Here is a 17,644-nt window from a genome sequence, read left to right as displayed (position 1 = left end):
AGGTCACTTGGACAACCAGTTGAGGAACTGGCTCCAACGTCCACCCTTTCCGGCGGGTTGTGCGGCCGGGGCCGGCTTGGCGGACTCGGCGGGCTGCGGGCGCTGGGCCGACTCGCTCGGAGTGAACCGGACGGGCAGCGAGACCAGCGCGCGGTTGAACGGGCCGGGGCGCCAGCTCAACATCTGCTCCGGGACGGCGAGTTCGATGTCCGGCAGCTTGTTGAACAGGTTCTCCAGCGCGGTCATGGCGATCTGCCGGGCCGGGTCCTTGGACGGGCAGGCGTGCGGTCCGGCGCTCCAGGCCAGGTGGGCCCGGCTGCTGGCGCGGCGCTCGGCGGCCAGGATCGGGCTGCTGTTGGCGGCCGCGTAGCTGACCAGCAGCAGGTCGCCGGCCTGGACCTTCTCGCCGGCGAACTCCCCGTCGGCGGCGGGGTAGTGCGGGCCGAGGTTGGAGATCGGCGGGTTCTCCCACAGGGTGTCGTCGATCGCCTCGTCGATCAGACCGCCCTGGTGCGCGTAGGCGTCGTGGGTGAGCAGCCGGTGCAGGGTGTTGCCGAGCAGGTTGCCGAGCGGTTCGACGCCGGCGCCCAGCAGCAGCGAGAGCTGGTGGACCATCTCCTCGTCGGAGAGCTTGGCGTGGTGCTGCAGCAGCCAGGAGGTGACGTCCTCGCCGGGCCGGCTGCGCTTGAGCGCGATCAGCTCGCCGACCGCGCCGAACAGCACCTGGGCGGACTGCTCGGCGTTCACGCCGTCGAACATGCCGGAGATGCCGAACATCACCCGGTCGCCGATGTCGGCGGGGCAGCCGAACAGCTCGTTGAAGACGAACAGCGGCAGCTGCTTGGCGTAGGCGCTCAGCAGGTCCGCGGAGCCGCGGTAGCCGAACTGGGCGAGCAGGAAGTCGGAGACCTGCCGGGTGCTGCGGGCCAGCCGGCGCTGGTCGATCCGGGCCATGCTGTCGGTGATGGCCTGACGCAGCCGCAGGTGCTCGGCGCCGTCCGAGAACAGCGCGTTCGGGCGGTGCACCAGCAGGGGCAGCACCGGGCTGTCCATCGGGACCCGGCCCTCGTTGAGCTCCCGCCAGCGGCGGGAGTCACGACGGTAGGAGGTGGGGTCCTGCAGCAGTTGCAGGGCGGCCGAGTACTCGGTGACCAGGGTGGCGTTCACCCCGGGGGAGAGCTCGACCGGGGCGGTCGGGCCGTAGTGCCGGAGGTAGTCGTAGTACGACTGCGGGTCGGCGGCGAACTCCGGTCCGTACAGCGGCACTCGGCCGCCGTGGGCCGGGCACCCGGGCGGGGGTACCGGGGCGGAAGACTGAGCGTCCATGGCTGCGTGTTGCTCCTAGCTGGCGCGGTCCAGCAAATAGCGGACGAGAGTGGTGAGTGCGGCGGCCGACGATTTCTCGTTGCGCGCGTCGCAGGTGACGACCGGGGTTTCGTCGAGCAGGTCGAGGGCCTCCCGCAGCGCCCGCTCGGCGCGCTCCGGGTTTCCGTCGAAGTGGTTGACGGCGATGGCGTAGTCCAGCCCGTACTGCTCGATCAGGTCGATGACGGGGAAGGAGTCGGCGAGCCGTTCGGGGTCGACCAGGATCAGCGCGCCGAGGGCGCCGCGGGCCATGTCCTCCCACATCTGGACGAAGCGGGTCTGCCCGGGGGTGCCGAACAGGTAGAGCACCACGCGTTCGCTGATGGTGAGGCGGCCGAAGTCCAGGGCGACCGTGGTGGTGGTCTTGCCCCGGACGCCCTTGAGGTCGTCGACGGCCTCGGCGGCCTGGGTCATGGTCTCTTCGGTGGACAGCGGTTCGATCTCGGAGATCGAGCCGATGAAGGTGGTCTTGCCGACGGCGAAGTGTCCGACGACCAGGATCTTCACGGCGGTCTGGGTGGCACCTCCGGCGACGTAGTCGTCGGTGGTCAGCCCGCCCCGGTCATCCGAACTTGCGGTGAAGCCCATTGAGCACCTCCTCCAGAAGGTCCTTGTCGGCGTTCCGGGCCCTCGGGACCGGCGGACGGGTCATCAGGTGGCCGCTCTCGGTGAGCGCGGCCAGGACGATGCGGACCACGCCCAGCGGGAGCCGGGTGTGACCCGCGACCTCGGCGACCGAGAGGTAGCCGGCCGAGCAGATGTCCAGCAGGCGCTGCTCCTCCGGGGTGAGCCGGGTGGGGCGGCGGCCTTCCTCCGGGGTGGCGGTGACCAGGGTGATCAGGGACAGCTGCTGCTCGTCGGGCAGCTCCCGCCCCTTGGTGATGATGTAGGCGCGGACTAAGTCCACGGGCTCGAACTCGAAGTCCTCGCCGCTGCCCCTCACCGGCGGACCCCCAGGTCCTCGCGGGGCGGCGCGGCGAGGAACTTGCCGAGCTGGCCCACGAGTTGCTGCATCCGGAAGGTGATGTCCTGCATGTCGACGTCCGGCAGCGCGGAGACGCCCAGGTAGGCACCGTCACCGGCGGAGATCAGGAACACCCAGCCGCCGTCGAACTCGACCAGGGTCTGCTGCCAGCGCTGCGTCGGGTTGTCGCAGAAGAAGCCGAGCGAGCGGCTGAGCGACTGCACGCCGCTCATCGCGGCGGCCACCCGGTCGGCGTTGTCCTTGTCGATGTCCCTGGTGCGGGCCATCAGCAGGCCGTCGGCGGAGATCAGGACCGCGTGCAGGGCCCCGGGGATCTCCAGCGCGCTGTCGAGCATCCAAGACAGATCGTCGTTCACGAGAACTCATGCCCTTCACTGCTTGCACCGCGGGTGCTGGTCGTCTGGTTCGCGTCGTCCCGCTGGGTGGCGCGACCGGACCTGGTGCCGCGCTGGAAAGCCCCCAGCATCGCCGCGGTCTGCGCCCCGGAGCGGGACGCGGGGGCGGCGGGCGCTGCGGGCGCGCCGTAGGGGGCGGATTCGGCCGTCGGGACGATCGCCATCGGCCGCTTGCGGCGGCGGATGGGCAGGCCGTCGTCGGTGGAGCCGAACGACTCGATCGCCGCGGGAGGGACTGCGGCGGCGGGCAGCGGGACCGGCTGTGCCGCCGGTCGGGCGACGGGTGCGGGCGCCTGGCCCTGGACGGGTGCCTGGGGCTGGGCGGTGCCGGGGGCGGGCTGCTGGGGGCGCCGCTCCGGCATGTTGGTGAGCAGCTCGTGCGGCAGCAGCAGCACCGAGCGGACACCGCCGTACGGGGAGGAGGAGTCCACCGAGACCTCGAAGCCGAAGCGCTCGGAGAGCACGCCGATCACCGCGAGGCCGAACTGCGGCGGGTTGCCGAGGCCGCCGACGCCGGTGACCCGGTCGGTGGTCAGCAGCCGCTCCGCGCGGGCCCGTTCCTCGTCGTTCATGCCGACGCCGGCGTCGTCCACCACGACCACCACGCCCTTGGGCACGGTGCGGATGTTGACCTCCACCACGGTGTCGGGGCTGGAGTACGAGGTCGCGTTGTCGAACAGCTCGGCCAGCGCCAGGGCGACCGGCTCCACCGCGCGGCTGGAGATGCCGAAGTCCACCTGGGAGAGGATCTCCACCCGGCGGTAGTGGCGGATGCGGCCCTGCGCGGAGCGCACCACGTCGTACACCGAGGCGACGTCGCGGTGGCGGCCGAGCCAGCCGCCGCACAGGACGGCGATGGACTGGGCGCGGCGGCCGAACTGGGAGTTGGTGTGGTCGACCTCCAGGAGGTCCTGCAGGATCACCGACTCGCCGTACTTGACCTGCAGCCGGGAGAGGATCAACTGCTGTTCCGCCGCGAGGCCCTGGAGCGTCCGCATGGCGGACTTCAATACCGTTTTGGTTGCTTCGTCCGCTTGTTCCTGAGCGGAGGCGACCGACTGCGTATAGTGGTGTTCCAGGTCGGTGTAGTGCTCCCGGAGCCCGTCGATCTCCTGTCGGAGTGCCGCGGCTGCCTTGCGCTGGCGGACCACGACGAGGATCGCGGCGGCCAGGACGAGGAAGAGAACCCAGAGCAATGGGTTCGCTGTGTATTTCGTCATAAGACTCTCTTCAGGCGACTGGCGGCCGACTGCTGAATCCCCGTCATCGCAGGGTGAACCCGCCGCTCCCCCAAGCGGGATGATCGTATCATCGGGCGAACAGGTGAACGATCGTCCACATCGGCGTGAAGATGCGTCTGCACCGAAGTGGACAAGGGGAGTTGGAACCGCAGGTCAGCGCCCTGATCGATCGTCAGTACCCGGTCCGATCCGGCCCCGCGGCCGCTCCACCGCCTCCCACCGGGCCATTTATCACAGGGCGGGCCCCGATCGGGGGAGCAACGCGCGAGTTCCGGGTTTTTTCCGACGCGGCGTCAAGAAGTGCGCCACCATGCGGTCCGGCCGGTACCGGCCGGAGAACGCCACGCCGCGCAACCTGCCGTTAAGGTGCGGACACACGATCCACCCCTCCCGCCGCGGGGCCGGGGCCGCCCCCGACCGCCCCCGGGCGGCCGAGCACGAGGTCTCCATGGAATCCGTCACGTATGTGCACCTCGCGGGAATCGGCAACTCCGGCCCCGGGCACTGGCAGTACCGCTGGCACGCCGCCGACCCGCGCACCGTCTGGGTCGAGCACGACTCCTGGGACGACCCGGAACGCGACGCCTGGGTCGCCGACCTGGACGCCGCCCTGCGGCGCACCCCGGGACCCAAGCTGGTCGTCGCCCACAGCCTCGGCTGCAACACCCTGGTGGAGTGGGCCGCCGACCACACCGACCCGGACGTCGTCGGCGCGCTGCTGGTCGCCGCCCCCGACCCGCACGGCCCCGCCTTCCCCGCCGGGGCCACCGGCTACCACCGCCCGCGCCCCGCGCCGCTGCCCTTCCGCACCCTCGTGGTGGCCAGCGCCGACGACCCCTACGCCACCCTCGACCACGCCCGGGCCACCGCCGCCGCGCTCGGCGCCGAACTCGTCGAGGCCGGCCGGCTCGGCCACATCAACGCCGCCTCCGGCCTCGGCGACTGGCCCGACGGCCGCCGGCTGCTCGGCCGGCTGCTCCCGTCCGCGGGCTGACCGGTCGTCAACGGCAGTTTGCAGGAGCCCGGTTCAGCGGCCGGTGGACCCGGGCCCGTCGTCCGGGTCGGCGAGCAGGAACGGCAGCAGGCCGCGTTCCAGCAGGGTGCTGCGCCAGGCGGTGCGGGCGTCCGCGACCTGCTGCTCGTGCTGCGGGTCGCCGGCCGGGTCGGTGCGCCGCCAGACGGCGGTGAGCAGCAGGCCGAGCAGTCCGACCAGCGCGCCGGCCACCGCGACGGCGACGGTGGTCCAGGCGGCGGCGCGCAGTTCCCCGGCCGGTCCGGCGTGCGGGCGGGACAGGTCGAGGACGGCGCCGAGCAGGAAGAACACGGCGGCGGCGCTGCCGCTGACGATCGGCACGATCAGGGCCAGCGCGCCCAGCCAGCCGGTGAGCCGCTCGCGCGGGTCGGCGGTCCGGGCGGGCGGTTCGGGGACGGTGTCGCGGAGCTGCCGGTAGGCCAGGTACTCGGGTTCGGCGGCGGCCAGGATCCGGGCGGAGTGCTGCCGGGCCAGGGTGCGCAGCCGGGCGGTCCGCCGGGGGTCGTCGGCGAGCGCGGCGCGCACCGCCGGGTCGGCCAGGGCCCGGCCGAGGGCGTACTCGAAGTCGGCCCGGTCCTGTTGGGTGGGGCCGCTGCCGGTGTGCGGGTCCATCGCCGATGTCCCCCCGTGAGTGGTGGAGCGCCCGGCGGTCGGCGCGGGCGGGGTCGGTGCGGGTGCGCGGGTGCGCGGGTGCGGTCGCGGGCTCAGCCGTAGGTGAGGTCGGCGCAGGCGTCCTCGTCGGCGGAGCGGGCCTGGCTGACGCTGGTGGGCAGCGGGCCGGTGGGCACCGGCGGGGCGGCGGTGGTGCCGCCGGCGGCGTAGTCGGCGCCCAGGGTGAGGGAGATGCCGGCCTGGCCGCCGGCCTGCAGGACGGCGCCGGGGAAGAGCGCGGCGACCTTCTCGGCCTTGGCCTTCTCGCCGGCCCCGTACTCGACCAGGGTGCTGCGGTGGGTGCGGGAGGAGGCGTTGGCCCGGCCGGTGACGGTGAACCCGGACTCCTCCAGGGCCTGGGCGGCCCGGGTGGTCAGCCCGGCGGTCTCGGTGCCGTTGTAGACGGCGACCCGGACGCCGGCGCCGTCGACCTTGGCGGGCGCGGTGGTGGTGGGCGCGGCGGGGCTCGGGTCGGCGGCGGCGGGGCTCGGGGCGGTGTCCTGCCCGTCCAGGGTGCGGTCGGCCTTCAGCGCGGCCCACAGCTGGTCGGCGTCGGGGTGCAGCAGGGCGACCCGTTCGCCCTGGTAGCGCCAGGGGACGGTGAGGAACTTGATGTCGTGCAGGTCGACGTTCTTGAGCGACATGGCGAAGTCGACCAGCTTGCCGGCCGAGCCGAGGCCCTCGTCCACGGTGAGCGCCTTGGTGGCGGCGTCGGCCAGCGGCAGCAGCGTGGTGGGGTCCATGCCCTTCGCCTTGACCTGCTTGATCAGCGAGGAGAGGAAGGCCTGCTGGCGCTTGGTGCGGCCGATGTCGGAGCCGTCGCCGAGGCCGTGCCGGATCCGGACGTAGTCGAGCGCGGCCTGGCCGGAGATGGTCTGGTGGCCCTGCTTGAACAGCTCCTTGCCGCGGTGCCCGAGGTTGGGGTTGAGGTCGCCCTCGTAGACGGCCTTGGGCAGGCAGACGTCGACGCCGCCGACCGCGGTGGTCATGTCGGCGAAGCCCTGGAAGTTGACCACCATGGTGTGGTCGATGCGCAGCCCGGTGAGCTTCTCCACGGTGTTCTGGGTGCAGGCCGGGTTGCCCTGGTCGGTGTCGCCGACCGAGAAGGCGCTGTTGAACATGGCGCTGGGCTGGTCCTTGGTCCAGGTCTTGTTCGGCAGCATGCAGGGCGGGACCTCGACCAGCGAGTCGCGCGGGATGGACACCCCGACGGCGTGCCTGTGGTCGGCGTAGACGTGCAGCAGGATCGCGGTGTCCGAGCGGGCGCCGCCGTCCTGGCCGCCGCCGAGGTCCTTGTTGCTGCCCGCGCGGGAGTCGGAGCCGATCAGCAGCAGGTTGACGGGGGTGCGGCCCTCGGCGTCGGCGCTGGCGGCGGCCGGGCGCTCCTTGCTGAGGCCGTCGCTGCCGAAGGTGCTCAGGTTGCCGTTGAGCCGGTAGTACAGCAGCCCGCCGGCCAGCACGGTCAGCGAGACGGTGCCCGCGGTGGTCCACAGCGCGATCCGCCGCACCCGGTGGCCGCGGCCGCGCGTGCCGCCGTGACCGGTCCTCGCCCTGCGTGCGGACATGACGCCCCCTCACCCGTTGCCGCCGACCGAACTTCTACAAGGCTGTAGAAGTCGAGCGAAGCATACAAACCCGGACGGGTGAAGTCACACCCGTCCTCGCCCGGCCCCCGGCGGACCGGCCGGACGGGGCACCGCCACCCGCTCGGCCCAGTCCCGATCGTGGCGGCGGCCGAGCGTTCTCACACTCGGTGACGGGGGCGCCATCCACAGGAAGAGGGCATCATGCACACCGGTCTCCGTCGGATCGCCGTCGCGGTCACCGCGGCCTCGCTCGCCGCGGGCCTGGCCGCCTGCGGCAGTGCCAAGCAGTCGTCTGGCTCCTCGGGCTCCTCGGGCAGCGCGAACCAGGCGGTGAAGATCGGCCTGCTGCTGCCGGAGTCCAAGACCACCCGGTACGAGCAGTTCGACCGCCCGCTGATCGAGGCGAAGATCAAGTCGCTGGCGCCGAACGCGCAGATCGACTACTACAACGCCAACCAGGACGCGACGCAGCAGCAGACCCAGGTGGACACCGCGCTGACCAAGGGCGACCAGGTGCTGATCCTGGACGCGGTCGACTCCAAGGCGATCCAGTCCTCGGTGCAGAAGGCGCACGACGCGGGCGTCAAGGTGATCGCCTACGACCGGCTCGCCCAGGGCCCGGTGGACGCGTACGTCTCCTTCGACAACCACAAGGTCGGCGAACTGCAGGGCGAGGCGCTGGTCAAGGCGGTCGGAGACAAGGCGTCCAGCGGCCAGATCATCATGATCAACGGCTCGCCGACCGACCCGAACGCGGCCGACTTCAAGGCCGGCGCGCACAGCGCGATCGACGGCAAGCTGAAGATCGGCAAGGAGTACGACACCCCGCAGTGGGACCCGAACACCGCCAACCAGGAGGCCGCCGCCGCGATCACCGCGATCGGCGCCCCGAACGTGGTCGGCGTCTACTCCGCCAACGACGGCATGGCGGCCGGCATCGCCACCGCCCTCAAGGCGGCCAACCTGAGCGTCCCGCTGACCGGCCAGGACGCCCAGCTCGACGCGGTGCAGCGGATCCTGGCCGGGACGCAGACCATGTCGATCTACAAGCCGTACAAGCCGGAGGCGGACGCGGCCGGCGAGATGGCGGTGCAGCTGGCCCAGGGCAAGAGCCTGGGCGCCTCGCTGAAGCCCACCACCTCGACCAACGGCAGCGGCACCAAGGTCGACTCGCTGCTGATCGCCCCGACCGTGCTCACCAAGGACAACATCAAGTCCACCGTGATCGCCGACGGCCTGTACACCGCGCAGCAGATCTGCACCCCGGACTACGCCTCGGCCTGCCAGGCCGCCGGGATCCAGTGACCGCCTTCCACCGGAGAGGAGGTGGTCGCGGTGGCGGGTGAGACCGTACTGGCACTGCGGGGCATCTCGAAGCGGTTCGGCGCCGTCCAGGCGCTCACCGGCATCGAGCTGGAGGTGCGGGCCGGCGAGGTGGTCGCGCTGGTCGGCGACAACGGCGCCGGCAAGTCGACGCTGGTGAAGACCATCGCCGGGGTCAACCAGCCGGACGAGGGGGTCATCGAGTGGGAGGGCCGGCCGGTGTCCATCCACCGGCCGCAGGACGCCCAGCACCTGGGCATCGCCACCGTCTACCAGGACCTCGCGCTGTGCGACAACCTGGACGTGGTCGGCAACCTGTTCCTCGGCCGGGAGATCAAGCAGTTCGGGCTGGTCCTGGACGAGGTCGCCATGGAGAAGCGCTCCCGGCAGCTGCTGGACACCCTCTCCATCCGGATCCCCAGCGTGCGGATCCCGATCGCCTCGCTCTCCGGCGGACAGCGCCAGGTGGTGGCGATCGCCCGGGCGCTGATCGGCTCGCCCAAGGTGGTGATCCTGGACGAACCGACCGCCGCGCTCGGCGTCGAGCAGACCGCGCAGGTCCTCGACCTGGTCGAGCGGCTGCGCGACCAGCGCCTCGGGGTGATCCTGATCAGCCACAACATGGCCGACGTGATGGCGGTCGCGGACACCGTCGCGGTGCTGCGGCTGGGCCGCAACAACGGGGTCTTCGACAAGCACTCCACCAACCAGGAGCAGATCATCTCGGCCATCACCGGTGCCACGGACAACGCCGTGACCCGCCGGCAGGCCCGCGGTGAGGGAGGCGAGCGATGAGCGGGGACACCCCGGAGCCCGGGCACCGGCCGCTGCCCGAGGACTCCATGCCGGCCGGCGGCGTCAACGCGCCCGTGCCGGTCGCCGCGGAGGCCACCCCGGCCGTCGACCCGCGGCTGATCGTCCGGCAGGAGGGCCTCAAGGGCTACCTGATCGAGTTCAAGCGGCGGCTGACCAGCGGCGAGCTCGGCTCGGCCCCGGTGGTGGTCGCGCTGATCGTCATCTGGGCCGTGTTCGGCTCGCTGAACAGCAGCTTCCTGTCCGCGCAGAACCTCTCCAACCTCTCCCAGCAGATCGTCGGCACCGGCATGATCGCGCTCGGCGTGGTGTTCGTGCTGCTGCTCGGCGAGATCGACCTGTCGGTCGGCTCGGTCAGCGGCCTGTGCGCGGCGATCTTCGCGGTCATGAACGTCACCCACGGCGTCAACCAGTGGGTGGCGCTGCTGTCCGCGCTGGTCGGCGGCGCGGTGGTCGGCCTGGTGCAGGGCCTGTTCTTCGCCAAGGTCGGCGTCCCGGCGTTCGTCGTCACCCTGGCCGGCAACCTCGGCTGGAACGGCCTGATGCTGCAGATCCTGGGCGCCAGCGGCACCGTCAACCTGTCCGGCAAGGACATCGTCTCCCGGCTGTACTCCACCATCTACGGGCAGCAGATCGCCGCCTACGGACTGGCGGCGGCCGGCGTGGTGCTCTTCCTCGGCTCCTCGCTGCTGGACGCCCGGCGCCGCCGGGCCTCCGGCGTCCCGTACCGGACGCTCACCGACATCCTGGTGCGCAGCGCGGCGCTGGCCGTGGTCGGGTTCCTGGTGGCCTACACGCTCAACCAGTACAAGGGGCTGCCGCTGGCGCTGCTGGTGTTCGTGGTCTTCGTGGTGGTGCTGGAGTTCGTGCTGCGCCGCACCCCGTACGGGCGGAAGGTGTTCGCGCTGGGCGGGAACATCGAGGGCGCCCGGCGGGCCGGCATCAACGTCTCGCTGGTGCGGATCACGGTGTTCATGATCTGTTCCACCATGGCGGCGATCGGCGGCCTGTTCCTGGCCGCGCAGATCCAGTCGGCCTCGCAGACCTCCGGCGGCGGCAACCTGCTGATGAACGCCATCGCGGCGGCCGTCATCGGCGGCACCAGCCTGTTCGGCGGGCGGGGGTCGACCTGGTCGGCGCTGCTCGGTGCGCTGGTGATCGGCTCGATCCAGTCCGGGATGAACATCCAGGGACTGAGCAACGCGATCCAGTTCATGATCACCGGTGCGGTGCTGCTGGCCGCCGTGGTGATCGACTCGCTGGCGCGGCGGACCCAGAAGTCGGCCGGGCGGGCGTAGCGCCTCCGAGCGGTGAGATCCCCCGTCGGCCCGGTGGCCGGCGGGGGATCAGTGCGTGCGGAGCAGTCCCAGGTGGACCACGGTGACCTGGGCCAGGTCCAGGTCGGCGTCGCGGCGGTGGCGGCGGGCCTCGGCCGACTCGGCGCGCTCGATCGCCTCGCGGCGGGCGTCCTCCTCGGCGGCGGCGTCCACGATGAACAGGTGGCGGCCGGAGCGGATCTCGTTGGCGTGCGGAATCTCGACGCACCAGCGATGACGGCTCTGGGTGGCGTTCATCGGCCTTCCTCTCCCGGCGCGTCCTCGTACCGGCACATGAGGTACTACTGCTGCCCTAGACCATAGGTATAGGCCAATTCGTCCGTCAAGAGGACGAGCAGAACGTCAAATAATCCGTTCAACGGTGAAAATGGTCGGAGAGTCCGCTACCGTTCCGTGCATGACAGCCCCCGCCACCCCGGCCCCCTCGGCCCGCCGCCTGCGCACCCGGGCCGCCCTGCTCGCCGTCCTCGGCGAGCACGGCACGCTCAGCCGCACCGAGATCAGCCGGCTCACCGGGCTCTCCCGCTCCGCCGTCAGCAGCGCCGTCACCGACCTGCTCGACGAAGGGCTCGTCAGCGAGACCACCGCCACCGCGGCGACGACCGCCGGCCGCGGCCGCCGCGCCGCCGCCGTCACCCTGCGCCGCGCCCACGCCCTGGTGCTCGCCTTCGACTTCGGCCACACCCACGTCACCGCCGCCGTCGCCGACACCTCCGGCACCGTCCTCGGCGAAGCCACCGCCCACCTCGACGTCGACAACCACCCGCGCGAAGTCCTCGAAGCCGCCGAGACGCTCGCCCGCCAGGCCCTCGACGCCGCCGGGCACCGCCTCGACGAGATCACCGCCATCGCCGCCGGCATCCCCGGCGCCCTCGACACCCGCACCAACGTGGTCCGCGCCCCCTCCACCCTCTCCCAGTGGATCGGCATGGACCCCGCCGCCGAACTCGGCCGGGTCTTCGACCGGCCCGTCACCGTCGGCAACGACGCCGAGATGGGCGCCCGCGGGGAACGCGCCCACGGCACCGGCGGCACCGTCAACGACCTCGTCTACGTCAAGGCCTCCACCGGCATCGGCGCCGGACTCCTGCTCGACGGACGCATCTACCGCGGCGCCAGCGGCATCTCCGGCGAGATCGGCCACATCCAGCTCCCCGACACCGGCACCTGGTGCCGCTGCGGCAACCGCGGCTGCCTGGAGTCCGTCGCCTCCATCGTCGAGGTCCGCCGCCGCCTGGCCCACGTCCTCGCCCCCGGCGCCCGCCCCGGCGAACACGTCGACCTCCCGCCGCTCGACCGGCTCGCCGACATCCCGGCCGCCGCCCGCGTCATCGGCGAAGCCGGCCGCACCATCGGCCGCGTCCTCGCCGACCTGGTCAACTGCCTCAACCCCGCCGCCATCGTCATCGGCGGCGAACTCGGCCAGGCCGGCGCCCCGCTCGTCCACGGCATCCGCGAGTCGGTGGACCGCTACGCCCAGCCCGCCGTCGCCGAAGCCGTCGAGATCCGGACCAGCCGGCTCGGGCTGCGCTCGGAGCTGTACGGGGCGATCGACGCTGCGGTGGCGGTGGCGGTCGGGGGGTGAGGGCCGCTGCGCGGGGGCGGCGGGGGGAGGGGAAGAAGGGCTCCTGGGGTCGTTGAGGGCCGGGCAGGCCGCTTCGGTCGCGCTGCGGGTGGGGTCGGTGCTCCGGAGCCGACGGGGTGCGGCGGGGCTACTGAGGGAGGGCGTGGGCGCGTTCGGTGAGGTAGCGGCGTTCGGGGAGGCTGGGGGCCAGGGCCGCGGCGCGGTGGAAGGCGGTGGCGGCGGCGGGGGTGTCGCCGGTGCGGGAGAGGAGCTCGGCGCGGACCGCGTGGTAGCGGTGGTGGCGGTCCAACTCGGCTGAGAGCGCGTCGAGTTCGGCCAGGGCGGCGGCCGGGCCGCGGACCTCGGCCAGGGCCACGGCGCGGTTCAGCGCGGGCACCGGGCCCGGGGCGACCCGGAGCAGCAGGTCGTACAGGGCCAGGATCTGCGGCCAGTCGGTGGCGGTCACGTCCGGGGCCTCGTCGTGCAGCGCCGCGATCGCCGCCTGCAGCTGGTACGGGCCCACCCGGCCGGCCGGTAGGGCCCGTTCGACCAGGGCGGTGCCCTCCGCGACCGCCGCCGCGTCCCACCGGGTGCGGTCCTGCTCGGCCAGCGGCACCAGCTCGCCGTTCGGGCCGGTCCGGGCCGGGCGCCGGGCGTCCGTCAGCAGCATCAGCGCCAGCAGGCCCATCACCTCGGCGTCCCGCGGCAGCAGCCGGTGCAGCAGCCTGGTCAGCCGGATCGCCTCGTCGGACAGCCGGGGGGCCGTCAGGTCACCGCCCGCGGTGGACGTGTAGCCCTCGTTGAAGACCAGGTACAGCACCTGCAGCACCTCGCGCAGCCGGCCGTCCGCCTCGGCCGGGGCGGGCAGCGCGAACGGCAGGCCCGAGGAGCGGATGGTCTGCTTGGCCCGGCTGATCCGCTGCGCCATGGTGGCCTCGGGGACCAGGAACGCCGCCGCGATCTGCGCGGTGCTCAGGCCGCCCACCGCGCGCAGCGTCAGCGCGATCCGGCTCGGCGCGGTCAGCGCCGGGTGGCAGCACAGGAACAGCAGGGCCAGCGAGTCGTCCCGGTCGGCGTCCGGGTCGGCGTCCGCCGGGCGGCCGAGCAGCTCGGACTGCGGGGTGGCCAGGAACAGCCGCTCCTCCCGCTCCCGGCGGGCCCGGTCGGCCCGGACCAGGTCCACCAGCCGGCGCGAGGCGACCGTCACCAGCCAGCCGCGCGGATTGGCCGGCCGCCCCTCCCGCGGCCACTGCTCGGCCGCCGCGAGCAGCGCCTCCTGCACCGCGTCCTCGCAGGCGTCGAAGGCACCGGCGTGACGGCGCAGCAACGCCGCTAGGACCTGCGGCGCGAGTGCGCGCAGCAGGTCCTGGTCGGCGGCCGGGACGGTCGGGCTCACTTCGCCTCGTGCAGGATCGGCCACAGTTCCACCGGTTCGCGGTCGGCCCACGGCATGTCGGCGGCGATCGCCAGGGCGCGCTGCTCGTTCTCGCAGTCGAGCAGGTAGAAGCTCGCCATGTACTCCTTGGTCTCCAGGTAGGGGCCGTCGCTGACCGCGGGCAGGCCCTCCTGGCGGCGCACCAGGCGGCTGACCGCGGCGTCGCCGAGGCCGTAGGCGCCGATCAGCTCGCCGGTCTCCTGGTAGCGCTTGTTGAACGCGTCCTGCTGGGCGACCGCTTCGGTCCAGCCCTCGGTCGACAGGGCGGCCCACTTCTCCTGGTTGCCGTACGTCATCAGCAGGTACTTCACGGGGACCACTTCCTCGGTTCGTTCGGGCGGTTCGTGCTTGCGTCCATTGGTCGGAGCGGGGAGGAGGGTTCTCTACATGCTGCCGAAGATTTTCCGAGGAAGTTCTGACCGGCGGTGTTTCCGCAGGTCGGAGGGGTGTTCGTCGGGCCGGTCCGGCCGCGCGCAGCGCCCCCGCTGCTGCGCACCGGGTGGCGGGTCAGGCGGTGGGCGGGGTCCAGACGTACGGGGTGGTGGTGGTGACGGCGTGCATGCCCAGGCGGTTCAGGATGGGGGCGCTGTCGGGGGAGGCGTCGACCTGGAGGTAGCGGATGCCGTGGTCGAGGGCCCAGCGGGCGCGGTGGGCGACCAGGGAGCGGTAGATGCCGCGGCCGCGCCAGGCGGCGAGGGTGGAGCCGCCCCAGAGGCCGCCGAACTCGCTGCCGGGGGTGCGGTTGAGCCAGGCGGCGGAGACCACCTCGGGGCGGGGGGTGTCGGTCTCGGCGACCAGGACCAGGAAGTCCGCGGGGCCGTTCGCGCGGGTGGCGAGGTCGTCGGCGAGCCAGGACCAGTCCTCGCCCCAGACCTCGCTCTCCATCGCGGCGATCCGCCGCATGTCGGCGGGGGAGGTGACCCGGCGGACGGTGACGCCCTCGGGGGCGGGGGTGGGGGTGGCGAGTTCGGCGGCGAGGCCGACCAGGACGGTCTCGGGCTCCTCGCCGACGAAGCCGGCGGCGGTCAGCCGGGCCGGGAGGTCGGCGGGGAGGTCGTGGCCGCGGGTCTTCCACTCGACGCTCTCGCCGCGGGCGGCGAAGAACTCGCGCTGGCGGACGATGAGTTCGTCGAGCGCGTCGCCGCGCAGGCCGAGGTCGGGCCGGGGCGAGGTGACGAAGCCGCGGAAGCCGCCGTACTTGCGCAGCAGCGGGCCGTCGCTGTCGTGGGTCTCGTCCTCGGCGCGGACGCCGAGGCCGCGCATGTGCTCGTCGTAGGCCGCGAGCAGGGCCGTGGTCAGTTCGGTCATCAGGCGAGCCTAACGATCATCGTGGGGCGGCGGACAGCGGAAAAGGGGCTGGCGTTGACGTCGGGGTGAAGGTCTAGCGTCGTGGCATGCGGATCGGCGAGTTGGCGCAGCGGGCGGGGACCACCACCAGGGCGCTCCGGTACTACGAGTCGCGGGGGCTGCTGCCCGCGCGGCGCGGGGGGAACGGGTACCGGGCGTACGACGAGGAGGACCTGCGGCTGCTGCGGCAGATCCGGGTGCTCCAGGACTTCGGGTTCGAGCTGGAGGAGACCCGGCCGTTCGTGGAGTGCCTGCGGGCGGGCCACCCGGAGGGCGACTCGTGCCCGGCCTCGCTGGAGGTGTACCGGGCGAAGCTGGCCGAACTGGACGCCATGGTGGCCCGGTTGAGCGAGGTCCGGGAGACGGTGGCGGGGCAGTTGGCCCGGGCCGAGGCGGCCCGGGACGCGCTGGCCGGGGCCGGCGGCGGCGAGCCGCGCTGCGAGCTGGTCCGCACCGAGGAGTGACGACGACCGACGACAGGAGGACGCGATGGGTGGCGTGGACAGTGTGACGGACCGGGACTTCGCCGAGCGGGTGCTGGCGGCGCCGGGGCCGGTGCTGGTGGAGTTCACCGCCGACTGGTGCCCGCCGTGCCGGCAGCTGGCGCCGGTGCTGGCGGAGGTGGCGGCGGAGCAGGCCGGGCGGTTGGCGGTGGTCGCGCTGGACGTGGACGCGAACCCGGAGACCCGGAACGCGTACGGGGTGCTGTCGATGCCGACGCTGATGGTGTTCAAGGACGGCGAGCCGGTGCGCTCGCTGGTGGGAGCGCGGGCGAAGAGCCGCCTGCTGCGGGAGCTCGACGACCTGCTGTAGGCGGGTGAGGTGTGCCACAGGGCGGGGCCGGGGATGGCTGCGGAGGACTCTCGCGTTGTAAAGTGCAACTAAATAATAGTTGTACTTCCCAACCATGGAGTCGTGATGTCCTCGGTGTCAGCGGTGTCCCGCCCCGCCCTGCGGCACGTCCTCACCCACCTGGTCACACCGCTGCTGATGTGCCTCGGCATGGGGATCGCCTACCTGTCCGCCTTCCACGCCCCCGCCCCGCACCAGCTGCCGGTCGCGGTGGTCGGACAGGGACCGCAGGCCCAGGTGCTGGCGCAGACCCTCAAGGACAAGGCCGGCGACGGCCTGGACGTCACCACCGCGGCCGACTCCGACGCGGCCCGGCAGCGGCTGCTCGACCGCGACCTGGTCGCCGCGTACGTGCCGGACGCCGACGCGCCGACCCTGCTGGTGGCCACCGCGAACTCGGAGACCTCGGCGAGCGCCGCCGAGAAGGTGTTCACCCAGGTCGCCGCCCACCAGGGCAAGCCGCTGGCCGTCCAGGAACTGACCCCGCTGCCGGCCGGCGACCCGACCGGGCAGGGCCTGTTCTTCCTGCTGGTGGCGCTGAGCATCGGCTCCTACGGCTCGGTCGCGGTGCTCGGCGCGGCCGGCGCGGCCCTGGCGATGCGGGTGCGGGCCCTGCTCGGCCTCGGCGTCGCCCTGGTGGTCAGCCTGCTCGGCACGGCGCTGGCCGGACCGGTCTTCCACCTGGTCGACCACGGCCTGCTCGGCGTCTGGGCGATGAGCTGGCTGTACTCGGCGGGCATCGTCGCGATCGGCACCGCCCTGCACGCTTTCCTCGGCCGGTGGACCACGCTGACCATGATGGCGCTGTTCGTGATGCTCAACTTCACCAGCTCCGGCGGCATCTTCCAGCCCGAGCTGCAGAACGGCTTCTACCGCGCCCTGCACTCCTTCTGGAACGGCGCGGGCTTCCTGGAGGGCGTCCGCGACCACGTCTACTTCGGCGGCCGGGCCGGGCTCGGCGGCCACGTCGCCACCCTGTTCGGCTGGCTCGCGGCCGGTGCGGTGCTGCTCCTGGCGGCCGCCCGCACCGAGCGGAAGCGGGCCCTCGCCCCGGCCCTCGCCCCGGCCCCGGCCCCGGCGCCGGCCGTCGTGCCGGGCGCGGAACAGGCCGCCGAGCAGCCTGCCGATCGGTCCGTCGAGCAGCTTGCGGCGGAGGCCGCCGAGGAGGAGATGGAGGAGGCGGTCGGCGTCTGAGCGCGGCTACCCCTACCGTGGTCGGCAACACCGCACGACGAAGGAGCCACGCCATGCCCGACCGCGACGCCGCGCTGGAGACCATCCAGCGCGAGCTCACCGCGTTCGCCCGCCGGGCCCGCCACAAGGCAGCCCAGCTGCACCCCGAGCTCTCGCTGGTCACGTACAGCATGCTCGACCTGGTCAAGGAGCGGGGCTCGTGCCGGGCCGCCGACCTGGCGTCGCACTTCATGCTCGACAAGTCCACCGTCAGCCGGCAGGTCGGCGCGCTGGAGCGGCTCGGGCTGCTGGGCCGCCAGGCCGACCCGGACGACCAGCGCGGCCAGCTGCTGCACCTGACGGAGGCCGGCGAACAGCTGCTGGCGGAGGCGTACGAGCAGCGGCGGCGGGCCTTCACCGACCGCTTCACCTCCTGGGACGACGAGGACCTGGACCGGTTCGCCGCCTACCTGATCCGCTACGGCGAGTCCGAGTAGCCGCCCGCGGAAGGCGGTGGCCGGGGCCGGGCCCGAGCGGCTTGACC

Annotated in this window: 20 protein-coding genes; 9 read left to right on the top strand and 11 right to left on the bottom strand. The window is 72.8% G+C overall.

From position 1 onward, the window contains the following. Positions 1–3 precede the first annotated feature (3 nt). From OU787_RS15535 to OU787_RS15515, 5 genes are read right to left on the bottom strand one after another with little or no spacing between them, the layout of a single operon-like run. Positions 4–1,326 (bottom strand): cytochrome P450, encoded by a 1,323-nt coding sequence (locus tag OU787_RS15535; RefSeq protein ID WP_268659688.1) that lies wholly within the window; start codon positions 1,324–1,326, stop codon positions 4–6. A 15-nt stretch (positions 1,327–1,341) separates the two neighbouring features. Continuing rightward, positions 1,342–1,953: a GTP-binding protein gene (locus tag OU787_RS15530; RefSeq protein WP_030457519.1), complete on the bottom strand. Its 612-nt coding sequence runs from the start codon at positions 1,951–1,953 to the stop codon at positions 1,342–1,344. After that, positions 1,928–2,308, bottom strand: a complete 381-nt coding sequence (locus OU787_RS15525) for a DUF742 domain-containing protein (protein WP_030457518.1) — start codon at positions 2,306–2,308, stop codon at positions 1,928–1,930. Before OU787_RS15525 ends, OU787_RS15530 begins: the two co-directional genes overlap by 26 nt. After that, positions 2,305–2,706, bottom strand: coding sequence for a roadblock/LC7 domain-containing protein (locus OU787_RS15520; RefSeq protein ID WP_030457517.1), 402 nt, complete (start codon positions 2,704–2,706; stop codon positions 2,305–2,307). Before OU787_RS15520 ends, OU787_RS15525 begins: the two co-directional genes overlap by 4 nt. Further along, a complete protein-coding gene (locus OU787_RS15515) occupies positions 2,703–3,965 on the bottom strand; it encodes an ATP-binding protein (protein WP_268659687.1) in 1,263 nt (420 codons plus the stop codon). The genes OU787_RS15520 and OU787_RS15515 overlap by 4 nt, the downstream gene beginning before the upstream one ends. 469 nt (positions 3,966–4,434) lie before the next feature. On the opposite strand from OU787_RS15515, the gene OU787_RS15510 reads away from it, so the two are divergent. Then, a complete protein-coding gene (locus OU787_RS15510; RefSeq protein WP_268659686.1) occupies positions 4,435–4,980 on the top strand; it encodes an RBBP9/YdeN family alpha/beta hydrolase in 546 nt (181 codons plus the stop codon). A 33-nt stretch (positions 4,981–5,013) separates the two neighbouring features. Here the strand turns inward: OU787_RS15510 and OU787_RS15505 are convergent, their stop codons facing one another. Next, complete coding sequence (locus OU787_RS15505; RefSeq protein WP_268659685.1) at positions 5,014–5,631, bottom strand: hypothetical protein; 618 nt, start codon at positions 5,629–5,631, stop codon at positions 5,014–5,016. A 92-nt stretch (positions 5,632–5,723) separates the two neighbouring features. Beyond that, on the bottom strand, positions 5,724–7,235 hold the full coding sequence (locus OU787_RS15500) for an LCP family protein (protein ID WP_268659684.1): 1,512 nt from the start codon (positions 7,233–7,235) through the stop codon (positions 5,724–5,726). A gap of 222 nt (positions 7,236–7,457) precedes the next feature. Between OU787_RS15500 and OU787_RS15495 the strand changes: the two genes are divergently transcribed. From OU787_RS15495 to OU787_RS15485, 3 genes are read left to right on the top strand one after another with little or no spacing between them, the layout of a single operon-like run. Continuing rightward, positions 7,458–8,561 carry a sugar ABC transporter substrate-binding protein gene (locus OU787_RS15495; protein ID WP_268659683.1) on the top strand — a complete coding sequence of 368 codons (1,104 nt, stop codon included), beginning with the start codon at positions 7,458–7,460 and terminating at the stop codon, positions 8,559–8,561. Between the two features lie 30 nt (positions 8,562–8,591). Further along, positions 8,592–9,374, top strand: coding sequence for an ATP-binding cassette domain-containing protein (locus tag OU787_RS15490; protein ID WP_369794874.1), 783 nt, complete (start codon positions 8,592–8,594; stop codon positions 9,372–9,374). After that, positions 9,371–10,690 (top strand): sugar ABC transporter permease, encoded by a 1,320-nt coding sequence (locus tag OU787_RS15485; protein ID WP_051816429.1) that lies wholly within the window; start codon positions 9,371–9,373, stop codon positions 10,688–10,690. The genes OU787_RS15490 and OU787_RS15485 overlap by 4 nt, the downstream gene beginning before the upstream one ends. A 48-nt stretch (positions 10,691–10,738) precedes the next feature. Here OU787_RS15485 and OU787_RS15480 read toward each other — a convergent pair whose 3' ends face one another. Then, on the bottom strand, positions 10,739–10,966 hold the full coding sequence (locus OU787_RS15480; RefSeq protein WP_030457509.1) for a hypothetical protein: 228 nt from the start codon (positions 10,964–10,966) through the stop codon (positions 10,739–10,741). Positions 10,967–11,126: 160 nt separating this feature from the next. Between OU787_RS15480 and OU787_RS15475 the strand changes: the two genes are divergently transcribed. Further along, positions 11,127–12,314 carry an ROK family transcriptional regulator gene (locus OU787_RS15475; RefSeq protein ID WP_035953543.1) on the top strand — a complete coding sequence of 396 codons (1,188 nt, stop codon included), beginning with the start codon at positions 11,127–11,129 and terminating at the stop codon, positions 12,312–12,314. A gap of 127 nt (positions 12,315–12,441) precedes the next feature. Here the strand turns inward: OU787_RS15475 and OU787_RS15470 are convergent, their stop codons facing one another. The 3 genes from OU787_RS15470 to OU787_RS15460 all read right to left on the bottom strand — a co-directional run bounded on the left by OU787_RS15470 (position 12,442) and on the right by OU787_RS15460 (position 15,036). Continuing rightward, on the bottom strand, positions 12,442–13,689 hold the full coding sequence (locus OU787_RS15470) for an RNA polymerase sigma factor (RefSeq protein ID WP_268659682.1): 1,248 nt from the start codon (positions 13,687–13,689) through the stop codon (positions 12,442–12,444). Continuing rightward, positions 13,686–14,039 (bottom strand): YciI family protein, encoded by a 354-nt coding sequence (locus tag OU787_RS15465; protein WP_268659681.1) that lies wholly within the window; start codon positions 14,037–14,039, stop codon positions 13,686–13,688. The genes OU787_RS15470 and OU787_RS15465 overlap by 4 nt, the downstream gene beginning before the upstream one ends. 196 nt (positions 14,040–14,235) lie before the next feature. Then, the gene (locus tag OU787_RS15460) at positions 14,236–15,036 is read right to left on the bottom strand and encodes a GNAT family N-acetyltransferase (RefSeq protein WP_030457504.1); all 801 of its coding nucleotides are present in this window, start codon (positions 15,034–15,036) and stop codon (positions 14,236–14,238) included. A gap of 86 nt (positions 15,037–15,122) precedes the next feature. On the opposite strand from OU787_RS15460, the gene OU787_RS15455 reads away from it, so the two are divergent. The 4 genes from OU787_RS15455 (at position 15,123) to OU787_RS15440 (ending at position 17,597) form a co-directional block, all read left to right on the top strand. Continuing rightward, the gene (locus OU787_RS15455) at positions 15,123–15,539 is read left to right on the top strand and encodes a MerR family transcriptional regulator (protein WP_268659680.1); all 417 of its coding nucleotides are present in this window, start codon (positions 15,123–15,125) and stop codon (positions 15,537–15,539) included. A 25-nt stretch (positions 15,540–15,564) separates the two neighbouring features. Beyond that, on the top strand, positions 15,565–15,888 hold the full coding sequence (gene trxA, locus OU787_RS15450) for a thioredoxin (protein WP_327059387.1): 324 nt from the start codon (positions 15,565–15,567) through the stop codon (positions 15,886–15,888). A gap of 105 nt (positions 15,889–15,993) precedes the next feature. Beyond that, positions 15,994–17,121: a hypothetical protein gene (locus tag OU787_RS15445; RefSeq protein WP_268659678.1), complete on the top strand. Its 1,128-nt coding sequence runs from the start codon at positions 15,994–15,996 to the stop codon at positions 17,119–17,121. 53 nt (positions 17,122–17,174) lie between these two features. Continuing rightward, positions 17,175–17,597, top strand: a complete 423-nt coding sequence (locus OU787_RS15440) for a MarR family winged helix-turn-helix transcriptional regulator (protein ID WP_030457500.1) — start codon at positions 17,175–17,177, stop codon at positions 17,595–17,597. Positions 17,598–17,644 lie beyond the last annotated feature (47 nt).

The organism is Kitasatospora sp. YST-16 (assembly GCF_026802215.1).
Lineage (GTDB): Bacteria > Actinomycetota > Actinomycetes > Streptomycetales > Streptomycetaceae > Kitasatospora > Kitasatospora cineracea.
This window is presented reverse-complemented; position numbering and strand designations above follow the sequence as displayed.

Coding starts and splice junctions, on each gene's coding strand:
- OU787_RS15535 (WP_268659688.1), bottom strand. CDS start 1,326: ATGGACGCTCAGTCTTCCGCCCCGGTACCCCCGCCCGGGTGCCCGGCC.
- OU787_RS15530 (WP_030457519.1), bottom strand. CDS start 1,953: ATGGGCTTCACCGCAAGTTCGGATGACCGGGGCGGGCTGACCACCGAC.
- OU787_RS15515 (WP_268659687.1), bottom strand. CDS start 3,965: ATGACGAAATACACAGCGAACCCATTGCTCTGGGTTCTCTTCCTCGTC.
- OU787_RS15510 (WP_268659686.1), top strand. CDS start 4,435: ATGGAATCCGTCACGTATGTGCACCTCGCGGGAATCGGCAACTCCGGC.
- OU787_RS15505 (WP_268659685.1), bottom strand. CDS start 5,631: ATGGACCCGCACACCGGCAGCGGCCCCACCCAACAGGACCGGGCCGAC.
- OU787_RS15500 (WP_268659684.1), bottom strand. CDS start 7,235: ATGTCCGCACGCAGGGCGAGGACCGGTCACGGCGGCACGCGCGGCCGC.
- OU787_RS15495 (WP_268659683.1), top strand. CDS start 7,458: ATGCACACCGGTCTCCGTCGGATCGCCGTCGCGGTCACCGCGGCCTCG.
- OU787_RS15485 (WP_051816429.1), top strand. CDS start 9,371: ATGAGCGGGGACACCCCGGAGCCCGGGCACCGGCCGCTGCCCGAGGAC.
- OU787_RS15480 (WP_030457509.1), bottom strand. CDS start 10,966: ATGAACGCCACCCAGAGCCGTCATCGCTGGTGCGTCGAGATTCCGCAC.
- OU787_RS15475 (WP_035953543.1), top strand. CDS start 11,127: ATGACAGCCCCCGCCACCCCGGCCCCCTCGGCCCGCCGCCTGCGCACC.
- OU787_RS15460 (WP_030457504.1), bottom strand. CDS start 15,036: ATGACCGAACTGACCACGGCCCTGCTCGCGGCCTACGACGAGCACATG.
- OU787_RS15455 (WP_268659680.1), top strand. CDS start 15,123: ATGCGGATCGGCGAGTTGGCGCAGCGGGCGGGGACCACCACCAGGGCG.
- trxA (WP_327059387.1), top strand. CDS start 15,565: ATGGGTGGCGTGGACAGTGTGACGGACCGGGACTTCGCCGAGCGGGTG.
- OU787_RS15445 (WP_268659678.1), top strand. CDS start 15,994: ATGTCCTCGGTGTCAGCGGTGTCCCGCCCCGCCCTGCGGCACGTCCTC.
- OU787_RS15440 (WP_030457500.1), top strand. CDS start 17,175: ATGCCCGACCGCGACGCCGCGCTGGAGACCATCCAGCGCGAGCTCACC.